Origin of the sequence: Acinetobacter gerneri DSM 14967 = CIP 107464 = MTCC 9824 (genome assembly GCF_000368565.1) — a bacterium.
GTDB lineage: Bacteria > Pseudomonadota > Gammaproteobacteria > Pseudomonadales > Moraxellaceae > Acinetobacter > Acinetobacter gerneri.
In genome coordinates this window covers 1-1,945 of sequence record NZ_KB849516.1, presented here as the reverse complement: position 1 = coordinate 1,945, position 1,945 = coordinate 1, and the positions used below count along the sequence as shown (strand labels likewise).

The window sequence follows — 1,945 nt, the reverse complement described above, 5'->3', positions numbered from 1 at the left end:
TATATGCACTGATGGCAGTTGCAGAACAACAGCAGAACCTAGTCAATCAGGCTGTTAAAGAGCTTCAAATCACCGAAGAACGCATTCAAAAGGTCATCGCAGGGCAAACCCATAGCACCGTATCAAAATCGCTAAATACGGGCTTACAGGAAGGTACAGCAGAGCTTATCAAGACCGCTAAGGCACTTGGACGCCTGAATAATTCGATTGATTCAGTGATTCATCAATGGTCATGGAAGTTAATCGCCATTGTTTTAGGTGCTTTTACCATTTTGATGCTGGCTATGACTTGGTTATTTGTGGTTTACATCAAACCTTTAGGCAATATCCCTCAGATCGAGAGTTTAAGACAACAGGGAATCCAGTTTGATATTGGAAGCTGTACCGTTGGAGAAGAATCTAAAACGTGCGTCCGAGTGATGAAAAAGCAATGCGGATATGGAAAAAATGGCGATTTTTGTGTTATAGATCCGAAATGAATAAGAAACCCCGACCTGCGTAAGATCGAGGGAAAATTTTTGGAAAATGATATTTAATAAATGAAGTTATTTATAAATAACTTCATTTTCATCGCATGGTTGAATTAATGCTTTATATGTTGAAGAGGTTGGTTTTTTTGATGGATAAAGTGCAGTGTAATTTTTAGGAATCCAAGAATAGGTAGCAATATATCTACACTGCTGCTGAAAGTTAGGCTTCAGATTTTTTTGTTCAATATATTGTCGATCGAAGCTATTTTTAGCTTGTTCTAAAGATTTTGATTCGAAATTGCAACCCCTTTGATTTAAGCCAACATCTTTGATTTGTTGAGATGCAAATGTTCTACTATCTTTTCTGTCATTGAAAATAGAATTTTCAAAGTCACCTGAAAAATTAACGGAAGATGCACCATCATCATTGTGTACGTCTACTTTAAAAATAGGAGAAAATAGTACAACCTGATCTTGTCGAACAGGTTGGTAATTAGCACCGCCATTTCCAACAAGTGTTGTAGTGCAATAGACATAACGAATATCTTTCGCATAGGCTTCATTTATTACAAGGACAGAAGCTAATGGAATAATTATTTTAATAAGAGATTTAATCATAAGTTTTCCCCTGACCTAATTAATATCTGTAAGCCCATATAATATAAACTATTTATATATGGAACAAAGTTTATCTAAACCTAATTTCAACGCTAAGGCTACTAACGCTATTGCCCAGTTTCCTGATATCCCTAACGCTGCTATTACAGCATCTATAAGCTCTTTTTCTCCAATCTTCGGATCGTTTTTATATATTGTACATATTACAAATCTAACTTTAGGCCAGATTTTTCGTAAACTATTTTGTATCGGTGCAACTGGTAGAGACAATTTTGCTTTGGAAAGTAAATCAGTTGTAGCTTTTTCACCTAAACTTTCATCAATACCTAGACTACTAAGGTCTTCAAGGCTGATATCAACATCAATTGCATCATCAGCTTCCATAAGCTTGTACAGGTCTTCTGTATTTAGTTTTAATATTTCATCAATATTGTTAGACATTTTTTAAATCCTATTTTTATATTATTTTTAATAAATAGTCTGATTTAAAGATAAAGTCAATTTATTAGGTAAAAGAGAGAGTTATGCCACTGATTGAGTATTACGGCTTGTTATTTGAATGGCATGACCAAAAAATGGAGTTGGTCTATAGAGGGCGTGAGATTACGTTTGAGGAAGTGTGTAGTATTTTCCTTGATCCCGCATTGATATCTTTTGATGATGTGGGACATTATGACGAACAACGACTAATATCAGTCGGTTTAAGCAATCGTGGTAGACTACTAACAGTGGTTTGGGTTGAACGTGGAGATGTTGCGAGAATAATCACTGCATTTGAACCATCACATCACCAAAAGCGGAGGTACAGCAATGCAAAATGAACTAGAACGCTATAAAAATTTTGACCCTACCAATGC

4 protein-coding genes are annotated in these 1,945 nt (G+C 35.4%); 2 read left to right on the top strand and 2 right to left on the bottom strand.

The features are described from left to right. Positions 1-479, top strand: a 479-nt coding sequence (locus F960_RS22145) for a hypothetical protein (RefSeq protein ID WP_004845183.1), incomplete at its 5' end; no start/stop codon positions are given. A 66-nt stretch (positions 480-545) separates the two neighbouring features. Here the strand turns inward: F960_RS22145 and F960_RS00090 are convergent. Continuing rightward, a complete protein-coding gene (locus F960_RS00090; protein ID WP_004845182.1) occupies positions 546-1,088 on the bottom strand; it encodes a hypothetical protein in 543 nt (180 codons plus the stop codon). Between the two features lie 48 nt (positions 1,089-1,136). Further along, complete coding sequence (locus tag F960_RS00085) at positions 1,137-1,529, bottom strand: hypothetical protein (RefSeq protein ID WP_004845181.1); 393 nt, start codon at positions 1,527-1,529, stop codon at positions 1,137-1,139. 83 nt (positions 1,530-1,612) lie between these two features. Here F960_RS00085 and F960_RS00080 point away from each other — a divergent pair, with 83 nt between their 5' ends. Then, positions 1,613-1,909 (top strand): BrnT family toxin, encoded by a 297-nt coding sequence (locus tag F960_RS00080; RefSeq protein ID WP_004845180.1) that lies wholly within the window; start codon positions 1,613-1,615, stop codon positions 1,907-1,909. Positions 1,910-1,945: the final 36 nt, after the last annotated feature.

What these genes read in the sequence shown, in the direction of transcription:
- F960_RS00090 (WP_004845182.1), bottom strand. Translation starts at nt 1,088, where the DNA reads ATGATTAAATCTCTTATTAAAATAATTATTCCATTAGCTTCTGTCCTT.
- F960_RS00080 (WP_004845180.1), top strand. Translation starts at nt 1,613, where the DNA reads ATGCCACTGATTGAGTATTACGGCTTGTTATTTGAATGGCATGACCAA.
- F960_RS00085 (WP_004845181.1), bottom strand. Translation starts at nt 1,529, where the DNA reads ATGTCTAACAATATTGATGAAATATTAAAACTAAATACAGAAGACCTG.